The organism is Aminobacter sp. AP02, from assembly GCF_003148805.1.
Lineage (GTDB): Bacteria > Pseudomonadota > Alphaproteobacteria > Rhizobiales > Rhizobiaceae > Aminobacter.
The window spans coordinates 71,756-86,185 of record NZ_QGGX01000004.1 but is presented as its reverse complement, the minus strand read 5'-3'; the positions used below and the strand labels follow the sequence as shown (position 1 = coordinate 86,185).

The following is a 14,430-nucleotide window of genomic DNA, read 5'->3' as shown; positions in this document are numbered from 1 at the left end:
TGCGGCTTGGCCGCGCTCGTCGCTCGCTAGACGTCGACGAGTATGCCTTTGGCGCGCGATGCGACCTGCCTGAGTGCCACCACTTTTTGGTAGTCATCGGATCGGTAGAAGCGCCGTGCGTCTTCAGCGGTTGGAAATTCGACCACCGAAATCGACGCTGGCTGCCAGCCGCCTTCGAGGCTTTCGATGCGCTCGCTCGACAAGACGAAACGGCTGCCGCTGCCAGCCAGCAGCGGCCCGGCCACTTCACGATAGTGGTCATAGGCCGCCTGATCGGTGACCTCGATTTCGAAGATCAGATAACCAGGCAAGCTCGGCTCCCAATTGGCATTGCCGGGCCGCCGTCAGTCGACGGCCCGGCAATCGGTTCAGCTCTTGCCCAGCTTGCAGGCGCTTTTGTCGATCGAGCGGAAGGCGACGTCGGCCGGAACGGTGGTCACGACCTTAAACACATCCTGCGGATCGGCAGTCTCACCGGGCGCGCGAACTTCAAGCAGCGTGGTGTCATGGATCAGGCGGCCGTTCGGCAACAGTGTTGCGTTGTGGGCGAACATGTCGTTGATCTTGCCCTCGCGCAGCTTGGCGAGCACGGCAGTTGGATCGTCGGTTCCCGCAGCCTTGACCGCGTTCAGGTAGTTGGTCGCAGCCGAATAGGCGCCAGCCGCGACCCAGCCCGGCGCGTTGCCGGTCTTCTTTTGCATTTCTTCCTTGAAGCGCTTCGAAGCGTCGTCGGTGTTCCAGTACCATGGTGAAGCGAACTGAATGCCCTTCAGCGCTTCCAGACCAATGGCTCGCGCGTCCGACTGGTGCAACACGGTAAGAGCCACGCGCTGACCCTGGTCGATAAGACCGAATTCCTGGACCTGCTTGAGTGCGTTGACCAGTTCCGGACCATTGACCGTCAGGGCCACAACCTTTGCGCCTGAGGCCTGGGCCTGCAGGATGTAAGACGAGAAGTCTGTGGTGCCGAGCGGTGCGCGGATGGCGCCCAGGATCTTGCCACCCTCTTCTTCGACGGCGGTTTTGACGCTTGCCTCGAGAACCTTGCCCGCCTCGTAGTCAGGCGAGATGATGAACCAGCTTTCACCGCCGTCCTTCAACTGTGCGCTGACCGACGAACGCACCTGCGAATAGGCGTCATAGGCCCAGGCCACGCCGTAGCCATTGCAGTCAGCTTCCGTCATCTTGTCGGTCATCGGCGATACGAAGAACCCGAGTTTCTTCTGCTCGCCCAGCAGCGTGTTAACGGAGAGCGCGATGGCGGAATTGGCAACGTCGAACAGCGCGTCGACATTGTCGCGCTCCAGCCATTCGCGCGCTATCGATAGCGCGACTTCCGGCTTGTTCTGGTGATCGGCCGAAACCAATTCGATCGGCTTGCCAAGCACTTCGCCGCCGAAATCCGAAATTGCGAGCTTCACCGCCTCGGTGACTTCCGTGCCGCCAAGCGCTGAAAACGATGAGCTCTGGTCATTGATCACGCCAAGCTTGACGCTAGGGGCGTCCTGCGCGACAGCCGTCAGCGCGGTCGACAGCAGCAAAGCTGCCGCCATGATGGACTTCTTCATGTGTTTCCTCCCGAGAAACAGAATCTTTTGCCGCTGATCTTGGATGTGCGGCGGCATGCACACGAGATCGGCACCCAAAGAGGACCTGCCGGCTCTGCATAAGAGATCGCAGACTACGTCCGACCCCGACATCGTCCATGCGGACTACCGGTTGTCCATCACGCCGCGTTCAGTAGCGGCTACTCGGTGCGTAGTTCGTTTGTGGGATGCGATCGCCTAGCCGATTTACAGACATCGAGGCATGAGCGAATTCGACACCATCATCGTAGGCGCCGGATCGGCCGGCTGCGTGCTGGCCAGCCGGCTGAGTGAAGACCCCACGCACCGCGTCCTTTTGCTCGAAGCGGGGCCGAGCGACTTTCATCCGCTGGTGCGCATGCCGCGTGGCTGGGTCAAACTCACCAAGCATCCCAGACGATCGTGGAACTTCCCGGTCGAACGTGAAGCAGGTCGTCCGGAAAGCGAGACCTGGGCACGCGGGCGGGGACTGGGTGGCTCAAGCTCGATAAATGGCATGCTCTATTGTCGTGGAGCGCCTGAAGACTACGACGGCTGGCGCAAGTTCGGCGTGAGGGGATGGGACTGGTCCGACATGGCGCCTGTCTTCCGCGCAATCGAGAACCCTCAGCTCGGGGCAACTGAACTCCGCGGCGGCGATGGTCCCTTGCAGGTCAGCGTCCGCCCCCTCGCCGGCCCGCTCGGCAAGGCGACTTTCGAGGCGGGCGCTTCGCTGGGGCTCGCTCGGATTGATGATCTCAATGGCGAAACCCGCGAAGGTATCGGCACCTATGCCCACACTGTCGGCCATGACGGCCGGCGAATGAGTGCAGCGCGTGCTTTCTTGCGCCCGGCGATGAAACGCAAGAACCTCGTGGTGCAAACTGGCGCGCAGGTTCTGCGCATTCTCTTCAACGAAGGTCGAGCCACAGGCGTCGAACTAATCAGAGGCGCGCATAAAGAAGTCGTCCGCGCTCGACACGAGGTGATCGTTTGCTGCGGGGCGATCCAGTCGCCCCAGTTGCTTCAAGTCTCTGGCGTCGGCCCAGCCGACGTGCTCTCGGCCGCCGGCGTTGATGTCGTTGCGGAACTGCCGGCAGTGGGCAAGAACCTGGCCGAACATCTTGTCGTTGCACTGCCCTACCGGCTAACCGGTCTCCACGGCCACAATCGCCGCTTGCGTGGCTTGCGCCTTTTTGCGGAGGTCATCCGATATTATCTCAGCGGCACCGGGCTGATGAGTTTTGGCGCTTCTGAAATGGGTGGCTTCGTCCGTTCTTCACCTGACGTTGCATATCCCGATCTTCAGCTTTCGCTGTCGCCCTACACTTTTGCTCGTGGTTTGTTGCAAGGCAGGCTGAAGCTTGAAGAAAAGCCGGGACTGACAATAATCGGCTACGCGCTGCGGCCCGAGAGCCGGGGCGAAGTTTTCATCCGTACCACTGATATGCGCGACATGCCTCGGATCAGGCCCAACTGGCTCGCCACCGAAGGCGATCGCCGCACGGCCGTTGCGATGATGCGGACAATGCGAAACTACGTCGGACAGCCCTCGCTTCGCCCATATGTGAAAGAAGAGATCTGGCCAGGTGCCGAAGTGGTTTCGGAAGATGCGCTGCTTGCGGCTTTTCGCAGTAGCTTTGTTTCGGGGCTGCATGCCACCGGCACTTGCCGCATGGGGACGGATACAAATGCCGTGGTCGACGAACGGTTGCGCGTCCATGGTGTCGACGGGCTCCGTGTCGTTGATGCATCGGTCATTCCGGCTCCGATATCAGGCAACACGAATGGGCCGGTCATGGCTTTGGCGTGGCGGGCCGCCGACCTGATAATCAAAGACAGACGATCAACGTAGTGCTGTGACTCTAATGCTTGTTTCGCCCTTTGCGACACCGCCGCAGGTGAGCTACGCGTTGACCCCGTCTGGAGCGAGATCGCCTGTTGTTCGCCAGTATGATGGATGGGGAGGCGGCTTGCGGCTCTCGTCGGTGCAGTTGTCGCGGGACTGAAATCCTAGGGACCAAGCGGTAAGCTTGGTACACTTCCTAAACGAAGACCAGATTTGGGAGAGGCCTGTGAAAGCGCTTGTCGTGGTTTGCCACCCGGCTGCCGATAGTTTCAATCACGCGCTGGCGGAAGCGGTGCGGGCGGCTTGGACATCCGTGGGGTGTGATGTCGTCTTTCATGATCTCTACGCAGAAGGTTTTGATCCTCTTCTGTCCGCGTCCGAAGCTCGGGGCACGGCTACCGTGGACAAGACTGTCTCAGCGCATATTGCCGAGCTTCGTGCCTGTGATCTGCTCGCTGTGATTCACCCCAATTGCTGGGGCGCACCGCCGGCAATGATGAAGGGCTGGATCGATCGCGTGTTCGCCCCGGAGGCCGCCTACACATTCGCCAAAGGCGAGGACAACGGGGACCATTCGATCGGCCTGTTGCGGGCGCGCGCTGCCTTGATCCTGAACACGGGCAACACGCCGGCTGAACGCGAGAAGAATCACTTCGGCGATCCGCTCGATGACATCTGGCGGCGGTGCATTCTCGACTTTTGCGGCGTGAAGCATGTGGACCGCGAGCTATTTGGTGTCGTCGCCACAAGTTCCCGCGACGAGCGACAAGCGTGGTTGGAACAGGCAGGAAAGATGGCGCGGGACATGTGGGAGCTAGCGTCGTGACACTAACGCCTGTTTCGCCTTTGCGACCTTTCTGGCGATAGCGACAAAAGCAAAGCAGGCGCTGCCATGCCGACAGCGCCTGCTCGTCCAAGACGCGGACTTACTGGGCGCAGTCGGCCCGCTCGACCAGCCCGTCCTCGCGCAGCAGGTAGGGGTTCTTGACCACTTTCAGGCTCTCTACCGAAGGCAGGAAGTGGTTGTCGGCGCTCGCAGCCAGCTTGCCAGTCAATGTCTTGATCGTACCGGCATTTGCCTCGATCCAGGCCGCAATCGACTTGCCATCCGTCTTGCCGGAACCATTCATCGCGGCAGCCAGGATAAAGGGCTGGATGTAGTAAGGCACCAAGGCCGAGGGACCACCCATGCGATCGAGGTCGGCTATTTCAGCCTTCGCTTTTGCCGCGAACTTGGCGAAATCCTTTTCACCCAAAGCATCGCCTTGGCAGTAGGTCATGCCTTCGAACTGCACCGAATAGACCCCTTCGAACGGCTCGGTCCCAATCGTTGCTGCATTGCCAACTGCATAGTTGGTCATTGTGAGGCTTGCCAGCACCGGCACTTCCCAACCGATATCGTAGCGGTTCTCGAGCATTTTCCTGGAGTCGTCCCCGATCGAATTGATCAGCAGCACCGCCTCTGCCTCCGAGTTGCGCAGCGAAAACAGCTGAGGCGTCATGTCTTCGGTGCGGAAAGCAAATTCCTGAATTGCGACAGGCTCGACGCCCTTGCTCTTCATGTAATTGACGATGTCGGAAACCGCGGCTTTCGACATGCCGCCATTGTCCGAGATCAGCGCCAACTTGGTCAGCTTCAGCGTTTCGAGCGCGTAGGCGATATTGGGGATCATCTGGTTTTCGCCGATTGGCGAAGTCGAGAAATGATAGGGGCCGACCTTGGGGGTCAGCTGGGTCGAAGCCGCGCTCGAAATCTGGGCAATGTTGGCTTCGGTGCCGATCGGCATCAAAGGCGTCGTTTCCTGGCTGGTAGCCGGCCCAACAACGGCCTGTACCTTTTCGCTTTCGATCAGGCGACGCATTTCACTCACCCCGTGCGTCGGGTCGGTCATGGTGTCGGCAAGCACAAGCTCAACCTTCTTGCCCAGAATACCGCCGGCGGCGTTGATGTCGTCGATGGCGCGTTTCCAGGCAATCTCGGCATTCTTGCCGATAGAAGCGCCAGCGCCGGTCAACGACATGATACCGCCGATCTTGATCGTCTCCTCGGCTTGCGCTGCACCCGTTGTGAGCGCGGTAAAGGACATAAGGGCCACGACGAGCGCGCGCCGGCTGCAAATTCTGGAAGTCATGCCTTGTTTCACTCCTGAAGGACTGCGGCCTGCCTCTCCTCCGGGCGCCGCCGCCGCACATCGTCCATTAGGACCATTGCATCTTGGATGTAAGGACTTGCCCCATCAAACTGCCCCGGCCTGGACCAGCATCATTGATCTGGCGCATGGCGCTTGATGAGATCAAGAAACAGCGGGGTTTCGCCGCCGCCATGCACCTCGAGCGTCGCTCCGGTGACGAAGGTCGCTGTCGGGCTGGCGAGGTAGAGTGCTGCCCGTGCAATGTCGTCACCCCTCCCCATGCGTTTCATGGGCACCGATGCGGCAATCGCCTGCTGTGCCTCGCGCGAGCCGTAGGTCTCTTCAGCCTTCTCTGTTTCGATCAGGCCGACGATGATGGCGTTGACGCGCACCTTCGGCGCCCATTCCTGAGCCAGGCTGGTGGTCAGGCTGAGAAGGCCGGCCTTGGCCGCGCCGTAGACCGACGTGCCAGGCGAGGGACGGCGGCCGGAGACGCTGGCGATGTTGATGATGTTGCCACCCTCCGGTAGCTTGGCCATCCAGTGGTAGACCGCCTGGGACAGGTAGACTGGAGCCATCAGGTTTAAGTTGACGATGGCGTCGGAGAAGCGCGGCGACACGGTGGCGGCGTCCACGTGCGGCGAGCCGCCGGCATTGTTGACCAGCACGTCGATGCGGCCATGCTCTTCGCCGACACGGTCGACCAACTCCTTGCAGGCCTGCGCCGTGCGCACGTCGCACTGCATGAAGATCGCGCTCGGGCCGTTCGACTGCGGCACGCTGACCGGTTCGGTGCGGGCGCAGACGACGACTGTGGCGCCCGCCTCAAGGAAACCTTCGGCAATGGCCCGGCCGATGCCCTTGGTGCCGCCGGTCACGATCACGACCCTGCCTTGGAACGTCGCTGCAACTGGTTGCGGGGCATTGCTCATGTCGTAACTCCAGGCAGCTTTGTCGCGCGCATGCGTCATGCACGCAGTCCTACAGCCTTTATGTCGGTCGCCGTAGGGTTTATTCGTCCCTTCGGACGATGCTGGCGGCCATCCGACGCCTATGTTCCCGCAAAACCAGCCCGGCTGCCGTCATGCGGCGCGCCAAACCGTCGAACAGGCCCATTGCCTCCAGGTAGACACATGATTTCAGAAGACGCCGACTGGAAGTTCACCACCATTCCCGCCCTCTGCGCACGAGCCGCCGAGGTCTATGGCACGCGCACGGCTGTCGAGGACGCAGGCGTCATCTTGAACTTTGTCGAACTCGACGCGATGCGCAAGCGCGTCGGCAAGGCGATGATCGCTGCCGGCGTCCAGAAGGGCGACCGCATCATGATCTGGGCACCCAACACCTGGAAATGGTTCGCCACCGCACTCGGCCTTGTCACGGCAGGCGCGGTTCTCATCCCGGCCAGCACCCGCTTCAAGGGCGCGGAGATCGCCGAACTGGTTAAGCGCAGCGGCACCTCGGTTCTGTTTTCCACGGGCGAGTTCCTCAACACCTACTACCCTGATCAACTCCGCGCCGAAACGCGCGAACTGCTTCGGGAGGTGGTCATCATCGGCGATCCCCGCAATGGCGACCGCGACTGGGACAGCTTCGTCGCGGCAGGCGACAAAATCAGCGACGCCGAGCTTGCCGAACGCGAGGCCTCCGTCGGCCCCGACGACCTCTGCGACATGCTGTTTACGTCGGGTACGACGGGTTACCCAAAGGGTGTCATGTACGGCCACCAGCAGTGTCTCCAGGCGATCGACGCCTGGGCGACACGCGTCGACATCCGCGAGCATGACCGCATCCTCGTCATTCCGCCCTTCTTCCACGCTTTCGGCTATCGCTCCGGCGCAATCGTCTCGCTGATGCGCGGCGCGGTGCTGATGCCGCATCTCACCTACGACGCCGGCGAAATCCTCAAGCGCGTCGCCGAGGAGAAGATCAGCGTCATCCCCGGCCCACCCGCCATCTTCCAGGGCATGCTCCAGCACCCCGAGCTGGCGAAGTTCGACACCAGCTCACTGCGGCTCGGTGTCACCGGCGGCGCGGTGGTACCCTCCATCCTCATCCGCCGCATGCGCGAGGAGCTTGGCTTCGCCGGCGTGGTCAACGGCTATGGCCTCACCGAATGCGGCGGCTATGGCACCATGTGCCTGGCAACCGACCCGGACGACGTCATCGCCAACACCGCCGGCAAGGCGGCGCCCGGCGTCGAGGTTCGCATCATGGGCGACGACGGCCATTTCCTGCCCGACGGCAAGCCGGGCGAAGTGGTGATCCGTGGCTACATCGTCATGAAGGGTTATTTCAACGACCCCAAGGCGACGGCCAAGACCATCGATCCCGAGGGCTGGCTGCACACCGGGGACGTCGGCTATTTCGACACTGACGGCAACCTGCGCATCGAGGACCGTCTCAAGGACATGTACATCACCGGCGGCTTCAACTGCTATCCGGCCGAGATCGAACGCATCCTGAGCCAGAACCCGGCGATCGGCATCGTTGCGGTCATCGGTGTAGCAGACGAACGCCTCGGCGAGGTCGGCAAGGCCTATGTGGTGCTGCGCCCCGGCACCAGCGCCACCGAAAAAGAGATCATCGACTGGTCGCGCGCCAACATGGCCAACTACAAGTGCCCGCGCAGCGTCGAGATCCGCGCCTCACTGCCCACCAGCCCACAAGGCAAGGTGCTGAAGAACGTCCTGCGCGACGAGGTGCCCGCCGGCAACGCCGCCTGACTTGCAGGTCCGCGCCCGGATTGGGGTTCGGCACAGCCGACCACGATTCTCGGACGACATCTGACGGGACGATGCGAAAGCGCCGTCCCGTTTTGCCATTCGCATACCTGCGGCCCGGCGGCCTGTGAGGCAAAGCAGCTGGGCAAAGCGAAAGGGCGCCGGTTGCCCGACGCCCTTGATACATCTCAGCGCTGCAAGTTGGCTTACGAGCCGTAGACCGGCTTAGCGGCAGGACGCGTTGCCACCAGATCCTTGATCTTGTCGCCGAGGTCAGAGGCATCCCAGCGGCTGCCCTTGTCGAACTCCGGACCGTCGTTCCAGCCGAGACAAACGCGAATCTTACCGCCGATCAGCTCGAACACCTGGCCGGTCACGTCGGCCGAGGCCGAACTGCACAGCCAGGCAACCAGAGGCGCTGTGTTCTCAGGCGCGAAGATATCGAACTCGCCTTCCTTGGCCTGCATCGCCTCCGCGAATGCGGTCTCAGTCATGCGCGTGCGCGCGTTGGGCGCAAGTCCGTTGGCGGTGATGCCGTAGCGACGAAGCTCGGCGGCCTGCACCAGTGTCAGCGAGGCAATGCCGCCCTTGGCCGCCGAATAGGCGCTCTGGCCAATGCTGCCTTGCAAGCCCGCGCCCGACGAGGTGTTGATGATGCGGGCGTCGACCTGCTTGCCCGCCTTCTGCTGGGCGCGCCAGTAGTCGACGGCATGGCGGCTGACGCAGAAATGGCCGCGCAAGTGCACGCGCAGCACAGCGTCCCACTCTTCGGGCGTGCACGAGACGAACATGCGGTCGCGCACGAAGCCGGCATTGTTGACCACCGCGTGCAGGTCGCCGAACGCATCGAGCGCTGCCTTGACGATGCGGCCACCGGCTTCGAAGTCGGTCACGTCGTCATAGTTGGCGACAGCCTGGCCGCCCTTCGCCTTGATTTCGTCCACGACCTGCTGTGCCGGCGTCTCGGTGGTCGCGTCGCCATGGGTACCGACGCCGAGATCGTTGACCACGACCTTCGCACCTTCGGCCGCCAGCCCCAGCGCATAGGCGCGGCCCAGGCCTCGGCCGGCGCCGGTGACGATCACAACCCTGTTTTCGCAGATCCCTGCCATGTCAGTCCTTCTCACTTTGTCTTGGTCGACAGCCGCACGGCGCGTGCCTGGCCGGCATTGCGCTTGCGGTCAGGCTCCGGGGTGCGGAGCGGTTCGCATTCCACGAGATCGGCCAGCGACCGGTCGGCGAGGCGCTGGTATTCGCCGTCGCCGTTGTTGCGCCAGATGATCGCCTGCTCCGGCATCTCCTTGATCACCCTGGCTGGATTGCCGGCGATCAGGCTGCGCGGCGGCGTCACCACCTCGTTCTTCACCAGGCTGAGTGCGGCCACCAAGCTGTCGTCGCCGATGACGGCCCCGTCGAGCACCACGGCATTCATGCCGATCAGTGCATTCTCGCCCACCGTGCAGCCATGCAGGATCGCGCCGTGGCCAACAGTCGCCCCGCGCCCAACGACGCAATCCGAACCCGAGCCGGTGTGCAGCGTGCAATTATCCTGCACGCTGGCATCGCCGACGACCGTAATGCGGCCGAAGTCGCCGCGCAGCGAGGCGCCAGGCCCGATGTAGCAGCGCGGCCCGATAGTCACGTCGCCGATCAGCACTGCCGTCGGATGCAGGTAGGTGGTCGGATCGACCACCGGCACGATGCCTTCGAAGGCATAGCATGGCATGGTCAGAGCCTTTCGATGATCGTCACATTGGCCTGGCCGCCGCCCTCGCACATGGTCTGCAGGGCATAGCGGCCATTGCGGCGCTCGAGTTCGTTCAGCATCGTCGTCATGATGCGCGCGCCGGTGGCGCCCAGAGGATGGCCGAGCGCGATCGCACCGCCATTGACGTTGACCCTATCGCGGGGAATGCCGAGATCCTTGATCCAGGCGAGCGGGATCGAGGCAAAGGCCTCGTTGCACTCGAACAGGTCGATGTCCTCGACCCTGAGCCCGGTCTTTGCCAGCGCGTGGCGCGTCGCCGGAATTGGCGCCGTCAGCATCCAAACCGGATCGTCGCCACGCACGCTGATGTGGTGGATGCGGGCGCGCGGCTTGAGGTTGTGGTCCTTCACCGCCTGCTCCGAGGCGATCAGCAGTGCTGCCGATGCGTCGGCGTTCTGACTGGCGACGCCGGCATGCACGCTGCCGCCCTCGATCAGCGTCTTGAGCGTCGCCATCTTCTCGAGCGAGGTGTCGCGGCGCGGCGTCTCGTCGACGGCGAAGTCGCCGACCGGTGCGATCTCGCCGTTGAATCTCCCTGCGTCGATCGCGGCAATCGCGCTCTGGTGGCTTTCGAGCGCAAACTGCTCCATCTCGTCGCGGCTGCACTGCCACTTCTCGGCGATCATCTCGGCCGAGCGAAACTGGCTGACCTCCTGCTCGCCATATCTAGCAATCCAGCCCGGTGAGGTGCTGAACGGATCGGGGAAACCGAACTGCGGCCCGACCAGCATGGCCGAAGCCATCGGGATCATGTTCATGTTCTGCACACCGCCGGCGATCACCAGGTCCTGCGTGCCGCTCATCACGGCCTGTGCTGCGAAATGCACCGCCTGCTGGGCCGAACCGCACTGGCGGTCGACGGTCACACCGGGAACATGGTCGGGCAGGCCTGCAACCAGCCAGCAGGTGCGGGCGATGTCACCGGCCTGCGAGCCGATCGTGTCGGTGCAGCCATAGATGACGTCATCGACCGCGTTCGGGTCGATGCCGGTGCGCGCCAAAAGCGCCTTGATCGGCTCCGCACCAAGGTCGGCCGAGTGGAGGCCGGCGAGCGAGCCCTTCTTGCGGCCGACCGGTGTACGGATGGCATCGACGATATAGGCTTCAGGCATTTTCGGCCTCTCTGGCAAAGGTATGTTCGGGTCCGAGTGCGGCGCCAAAGACGCGTGCCGCGACGCGCTCGCGATGGAAGGCGTTTCCGCCCCACCAGTTGGTCAGGGCGATGCCGCGCTTGAGGAAGAAGTGGACGTCCACTTCCCAGGAATAGCCCATGGCGCCATGCACCTGGATCGAAGTACGGGCAGCGACGTCGGATGCGTCGGCACAAGCGAGCTTGGCCTGCGAGATGCGTGCTCGGCTGTAGAGGTCGCCCTGCTCCAGCTGTGCGGCGGCCGCATGCAGCACCGGCCGGGCGAACTCGATCTTGACCTGGGCGGTTGCGAGATGATGCTTCACCGCCTGGTAAGAGCCGATTGGCTTGCCGAACTGCTGTCGTTCCTTGGCATAGGCGACGCCGAGATCGACGCAACGCTGGGCGATGCCCTGCATCTGCGCGGCCGCGTACAGCGCACCACGGTCGAAGGCCGCGGCAAGTGGGGTCGCTGCGTCTTCGGCGCTGGCGATCAGCGTCTCGGCGCTCGGCTCGAACGCGACCGAGAACAGGCGGCGGAACGGATCGACGCTCGGCTGCGCCACTATCGCCACGCTGGCAGTTTCGACCAGATGCACGGCACCGTCGCGAACGATAAGCACTGCTTCGGCGGTGTCGGCATCGGCGACGAACGGATTTGCCGGGTGGGCGACGGTCACGGTCACCTCGCCCGCCAGCGCCCGTTCCAGCAGGGCAGCGGCGCGAGAATTGTCGGAAAAGGCCGCCAGCAATGGCAGCGCCACCCCGGCGTTCTCGACCAGCGGCTCCGGCAAGCCGGCATAGCCACAGGCCTCGGCGATCTGCACGAAGTCGATCGCCGACAAGCCGAGCCCGCCCTTGTCTTCAGCCACCATGGCGCCGGCCAAGCCCATTTCCACGATCTTGGCCCAGCGGCCCTCGTCGCGAGCAGCACCCTCGCCCATCAGGCGGCGCAGGTCCGCCGGCTGGCAGACGTCGGTTAGCAGTTCGCGAACGACGTCCGCCGTCATCGTCTGTTCTTCGGAGAAACGGAAATCCATCTGTCGTCCCTCCTTATGCGCGCGGCAGCCCGAGCATGCGCTCGGCGATGATGTTGCGCTGGATCTCGTTCGAGCCGGCGTAGATCGGCCCGGCCAGCGAGAAGAAGTAGCCGTCCAGCCAGCGGCCGATGTCGCCGGCCTCGGGTGCGCTACGCAACAGTTCCGCACGAGCCCCAAGGATCGACAATGCCGCCTTGTGCATGGCGATGTCCATTTCCGACCAGAAGATCTTGTTGGTGCTGGCCTCGGCGCCGATATGGCCGCCGGCGGCAAGGCGCGACGCCGTCGCGTAGATCGACAGCGCGTAAGCCTCGGCGTCCATCCACGACTGCAGCACCGCCGCGCGCACTGTCGGCTCGACCTCGCCCTCATGCGCCTTGTAGAGGTCGACCAGCTTGCGCGCCGCCACCTGGAAGCGCGCCGGGCTGCGCAGCATCAGGCCGCGCTCGAAGCCGGCGGTCGCCATGCAAATGTTCCAGCCCTCACCTTCGCCGCCGAGGCGGTTGAAGGCGGGCACCCGCACGTCTTCGAGGAAGATTTCGGCAAAGCCGGTCTCGCCATCGATCTGCGGGATCGCTTGCACCCGCACGCCCGGAGCGTTGAGCGGGAAGAAAATCAGCGACAGGCCTTTATGGCGCTGCGAGGCAGGATCGGTGCGGAACAAGCCGAAGGCCCAATCGGCGAAGACGGCACGCGACGACCAGATCTTGTGACCCTTGAGCACATATTCATCGCCTTCGAGCACGGCTGTCGCGCGAACCGAGGCAAGGTCTGAACCTGCCTGCGGTTCGGACCAGGCCTGCGCCCAGATCTCGTCGCCGGAGGCCATGGAGGTCAGGAAGCGCGCCTTCTGCTCTTCGGTGCCATATTCCATCAGCGTCGGGCCGAGCAGGAAGATACCGTTCTGGTTGACACGCAGCGGAGCGCCGGAACGGTAGTATTCTTCCTCGAAGATCAGCCACTGGATCAAGTCGAGCCCGCGCCCACCATAGTTCTCTGGCCAGGTCACCATCCCCCAGCGGCCCTCGGCCAGCACCTGCTCCCAAGCGCGATGCGCTTCAAAACCCTCGCGGCTGGCGTCGAAGGATGGCAGCGGCGTTGCTGGCACATGTTTTTCGAGCCAGGAGCGCACTTCCTGGCGGAAGGCCTTCTGCTCGTCGGTGTAGTTCAGATCCACGCTTGGAAATTCCCGTTGGTCGGCAGCGGCAGGCTCAGGCCTCGCCGGCCTGCTTCTTGTTGGCGGCGGCCATGCTCTTAGCGTCCTGTCCGCCCAGCGTATTGCCGGTGGTCAGGTCGTTCTGGGCATGGGCGAAATGGTGCATGTGGTAGTGCGCGTCCATGGCGGTGCGCTTGCCGCGCAGGTCCTCGACATGGTTGATTGCCTGCTTGGACAACCAGAGACCGAGGCGCGGATATTGCGCCAGCTTCTCGGCCATCGCCCGGCCGGCGCCCTCGAGTTCGTCGCGGGTCACGACCTTGTTGACCATGCCGAACTGCTCGGCGCGTGCCGCAGGCATGCGCTCGCCCATCATCAAAAATTCCTTGGCGACTCTCGGCGGCAGTTCGAAGGCGTGGGCAAAATACTCGACGCCGGGGATGCCCATGCGCACGACCGGATCCTGGAAGAAGGCGTCGTCTGTGGCAACGATGAAGTCGCAGACCCAGGCCAGCATCAGCCCGCCGGCGACGCAGGCACCCTGCACCAGCGCAATCGTCGGCTTGGGCAGGTCGCGCCAGCGTCGGCACATGCCGAGATAGACCTCGTGCTCCCTGGTGTAGAGCATCTCGGCCGCCGGCTTGTTGGTGTGGTCGGCCCACATCAGGCGTCGGTCGAAGGTTTTGTTGACGTCGCGGCCCGGCGTGCCGATATCGTGGCCGGCCGAAAAATGCTTGCCCGCGCCGCGCAAGATGATGACCTTCACAGCGTCGTCGTCAACGGCGCGCTTGAAGGCGTCATCGAGCGCATAGGTCATCTGCGAGTTCTGGGCGTTGTTGAAAGTCGGGCGGTTCATCGTCACCCAGGCGATCGGACCCTCGGTCTCGTAGAGAACCGGCTCATCCGTCTCATAGGTGATATCTGCCGTGCGCGGCTCAACCAGATCGGTCATTTCAAGGGGTTCCGCTGACAATTCAACTTGGTAGCTGACGGGAAAACTACGTTTCCCGACAACGGGTGCAATCGTCCAAAGGGACTAACGGCGAACCAGGATTGTGCGACGCACAA

The 14,430-nt window shown here is 63.2% G+C and carries 13 protein-coding genes; 3 read left to right on the top strand and 10 right to left on the bottom strand.

From position 1 onward, the window contains the following. Positions 1–26 precede the first annotated feature (26 nt). A complete protein-coding gene (locus C8K44_RS06175; protein ID WP_109574894.1) occupies positions 27–311 on the bottom strand; it encodes a DUF1330 domain-containing protein in 285 nt (94 codons plus the stop codon). A gap of 57 nt (positions 312–368) precedes the next feature. Continuing rightward, positions 369–1,568, bottom strand: a complete 1,200-nt coding sequence (locus C8K44_RS06170; RefSeq protein ID WP_109574893.1) for an ABC transporter substrate-binding protein — start codon at positions 1,566–1,568, stop codon at positions 369–371. 241 nt (positions 1,569–1,809) lie between these two features. Here C8K44_RS06170 and C8K44_RS06165 point away from each other — a divergent pair, with 241 nt between their 5' ends. Together C8K44_RS06165 and C8K44_RS06160 are read left to right on the top strand one after the other, a co-directional pair. Further along, complete coding sequence (locus tag C8K44_RS06165; RefSeq protein WP_109574892.1) at positions 1,810–3,420, top strand: GMC family oxidoreductase N-terminal domain-containing protein; 1,611 nt, start codon at positions 1,810–1,812, stop codon at positions 3,418–3,420. Positions 3,421–3,640: 220 nt separating this feature from the next. Then, a complete protein-coding gene (locus C8K44_RS06160; protein WP_109575093.1) occupies positions 3,641–4,240 on the top strand; it encodes an NAD(P)H-dependent oxidoreductase in 600 nt (199 codons plus the stop codon). Between the two features lie 100 nt (positions 4,241–4,340). Here C8K44_RS06160 and C8K44_RS06155 read toward each other — a convergent pair whose 3' ends face one another. Continuing rightward, complete coding sequence (locus tag C8K44_RS06155; RefSeq protein ID WP_109574891.1) at positions 4,341–5,546, bottom strand: ABC transporter substrate-binding protein; 1,206 nt, start codon at positions 5,544–5,546, stop codon at positions 4,341–4,343. Positions 5,547–5,677: 131 nt separating this feature from the next. Then, positions 5,678–6,478 carry an SDR family oxidoreductase gene (locus C8K44_RS06150; protein WP_109575092.1) on the bottom strand — a complete coding sequence of 267 codons (801 nt, stop codon included), beginning with the start codon at positions 6,476–6,478 and terminating at the stop codon, positions 5,678–5,680. A 201-nt stretch (positions 6,479–6,679) separates the two neighbouring features. On the opposite strand from C8K44_RS06150, the gene C8K44_RS06145 reads away from it, so the two are divergent. After that, positions 6,680–8,272, top strand: a complete 1,593-nt coding sequence (locus tag C8K44_RS06145; protein ID WP_109574890.1) for a FadD3 family acyl-CoA ligase — start codon at positions 6,680–6,682, stop codon at positions 8,270–8,272. A gap of 203 nt (positions 8,273–8,475) precedes the next feature. On the opposite strand, the gene C8K44_RS06140 is transcribed toward C8K44_RS06145, so the two are convergent. Genes C8K44_RS06140 through C8K44_RS06115 form a run of 6 tightly spaced genes read right to left on the bottom strand, consistent with a single transcriptional unit; the run spans position 8,476 to position 14,314 of the window. Further along, the gene (locus C8K44_RS06140) at positions 8,476–9,381 is read right to left on the bottom strand and encodes an SDR family oxidoreductase (protein ID WP_109574889.1); all 906 of its coding nucleotides are present in this window, start codon (positions 9,379–9,381) and stop codon (positions 8,476–8,478) included. A gap of 11 nt (positions 9,382–9,392) precedes the next feature. Beyond that, positions 9,393–9,995, bottom strand: coding sequence for a transferase hexapeptide repeat family protein (locus C8K44_RS06135; RefSeq protein ID WP_109574888.1), 603 nt, complete (start codon positions 9,993–9,995; stop codon positions 9,393–9,395). Positions 9,996–9,997: 2 nt separating this feature from the next. Beyond that, a complete protein-coding gene (locus tag C8K44_RS06130; protein ID WP_109574887.1) occupies positions 9,998–11,149 on the bottom strand; it encodes an acetyl-CoA C-acetyltransferase in 1,152 nt (383 codons plus the stop codon). Then, entirely contained in the window at positions 11,142–12,206 is a 1,065-nt protein-coding gene (locus C8K44_RS06125; RefSeq protein WP_109574886.1) for an acyl-CoA dehydrogenase family protein, read from the bottom strand. Before C8K44_RS06125 ends, C8K44_RS06130 begins: the two co-directional genes overlap by 8 nt. A gap of 13 nt (positions 12,207–12,219) precedes the next feature. Next, positions 12,220–13,383, bottom strand: a complete 1,164-nt coding sequence (locus tag C8K44_RS06120) for an acyl-CoA dehydrogenase family protein (protein WP_109574885.1) — start codon at positions 13,381–13,383, stop codon at positions 12,220–12,222. 34 nt (positions 13,384–13,417) lie between these two features. After that, on the bottom strand, positions 13,418–14,314 hold the full coding sequence (locus C8K44_RS06115) for an enoyl-CoA hydratase (RefSeq protein WP_109574884.1): 897 nt from the start codon (positions 14,312–14,314) through the stop codon (positions 13,418–13,420). Positions 14,315–14,430 lie beyond the last annotated feature (116 nt).

Bases quoted from the DNA above. Each gene is read 5' to 3' on its own strand.
- C8K44_RS06135 (WP_109574888.1), bottom strand. From the start codon at position 9,995: ATGCCATGCTATGCCTTCGAAGGCATCGTGCCGGTGGTCGATCCGACC.
- C8K44_RS06150 (WP_109575092.1), bottom strand. From the start codon at position 6,478: ATGAGCAATGCCCCGCAACCAGTTGCAGCGACGTTCCAAGGCAGGGTC.
- C8K44_RS06115 (WP_109574884.1), bottom strand. From the start codon at position 14,314: ATGACCGATCTGGTTGAGCCGCGCACGGCAGATATCACCTATGAGACG.
- C8K44_RS06140 (WP_109574889.1), bottom strand. From the start codon at position 9,381: ATGGCAGGGATCTGCGAAAACAGGGTTGTGATCGTCACCGGCGCCGGC.
- C8K44_RS06170 (WP_109574893.1), bottom strand. From the start codon at position 1,568: ATGAAGAAGTCCATCATGGCGGCAGCTTTGCTGCTGTCGACCGCGCTG.
- C8K44_RS06145 (WP_109574890.1), top strand. From the start codon at position 6,680: ATGATTTCAGAAGACGCCGACTGGAAGTTCACCACCATTCCCGCCCTC.
- C8K44_RS06125 (WP_109574886.1), bottom strand. From the start codon at position 12,206: ATGGATTTCCGTTTCTCCGAAGAACAGACGATGACGGCGGACGTCGTT.
- C8K44_RS06155 (WP_109574891.1), bottom strand. From the start codon at position 5,546: ATGACTTCCAGAATTTGCAGCCGGCGCGCGCTCGTCGTGGCCCTTATG.
- C8K44_RS06130 (WP_109574887.1), bottom strand. From the start codon at position 11,149: ATGCCTGAAGCCTATATCGTCGATGCCATCCGTACACCGGTCGGCCGC.
- C8K44_RS06165 (WP_109574892.1), top strand. From the start codon at position 1,810: ATGAGCGAATTCGACACCATCATCGTAGGCGCCGGATCGGCCGGCTGC.